The following is a 1,128-nucleotide window of genomic DNA, read 5'->3' as shown; positions in this document are numbered from 1 at the left end:
TCGGTAGTCTAACCGTAAGGAGGACGCCGCCGAAGGTAAAACTGGTGATTGGGGTGAAGTCGTAACAAGGTAGCCGTAGGAGAACCTGCGGCTGGATCACCTCCTTTCTAAGGAGTCAGGCGAAAGAATGACATCAAAAGATGACAGTCTTTCGGAACAGGTGATAGATACAAGTTGATTAGATATTGTTCGATTTTGAGGGCCCTGAAAAGGGGTTACTCAAAACCTGATGTGGGGGTTTAGCTCAGCTGGGAGAGCACCTGCTTTGCAAGCAGGGGGTCAAGGGTTCGATTCCCTTAATCTCCACCACATGGGCCAATAGCTCAGCTGGCTAGAGCACACGACTGATAATCGTGAGGTCGATGGTTCGAGTCCATTTTGGCCCACCATGTGATGAGAATCGAAGTTTCGGGAGACCGGGCTTTGAGGAACATCACCAAGACGTACCTTGAAAACTGAATAATAACTGCGAAACAAAGATTATAGTAAGTTCTTTTTAAGAAATATTACAATTTCAAAAGGAAGGGTAACATAATCTTCGTTGGCAAGAGAGAATCAAGAGGATACAAGCCGATCTCGAAAGAGATTTGTTTGATATGGTCAAGCGAACAAGGGCGCAGGGCGAATGCCTTGGCACTGGGAGCCGATGAAAGACGTGATAAGCTGCGATAAGCTTCGGGGAGCTGCAAATAAGCATTGATCCGGAGATTTCTGAATGAGGAAACTCACTCGGGTTCATACCTGAGTACGTTGTACTGAAATTCAAAATAGGTACATCGGGGGAACCGCCTGAACTGAAACATCTAAGTAGGGCGAGGAAGAGACATCAAACGAGATTCCGTAAGTAGTGGCGAGCGAACGCGGAAGAGGGCAAACCGGGAGTAGAAATACTTCCGGGGTACGGACTGCTTTTAGGACTCGATCTGTTAACCGAACGGCATGGGAAGGCCGGTCAGAGAGTGTGAGAACCACGTAGGTGAAAACGGAAAGAGCTGCGCAGATTCCAGAGTACGGCCAGACACGTGAAACCTGGTCGGAAGATGGGGGGACCACCCTCCAACCCTAAATACTACCCAGTGACCGATAGCGTATAGTACTGTGAAGGAAAGGTGAAAAGCACCCCGGGAG

Annotated in this window: 2 tRNA genes and 2 rRNA genes; all 4 read left to right on the top strand. The window is 48.6% G+C overall.

Going from position 1 to position 1,128, the window contains the following annotated elements:
- Window positions 1-107 (top strand): 16S ribosomal RNA (locus F3G95_RS13705); the annotation flags it as partial.
- Between the two features lie 126 nt (window positions 108-233).
- Window positions 234-309: transfer RNA gene (locus tag F3G95_RS13700), tRNA-Ala, on the top strand.
- 3 nt (window positions 310-312) lie between these two features.
- Window positions 313-389: transfer RNA gene (locus F3G95_RS13695), tRNA-Ile, on the top strand.
- Window positions 390-598: 209 nt separating this feature from the next.
- Window positions 599-1,128, top strand: a 23S ribosomal RNA gene (locus F3G95_RS13690); the annotation flags it as partial.

Source organism: Faecalibacterium sp. Marseille-P9312, from assembly GCF_902497445.1.
In the GTDB taxonomy this organism is placed as follows: Bacteria; Bacillota; Clostridia; order Oscillospirales; family Ruminococcaceae; genus Faecalibacterium; species Faecalibacterium longum.
Note: the sequence above shows the minus strand (reverse complement) of the source record. Positions and strands in the feature narration are given on the sequence as shown.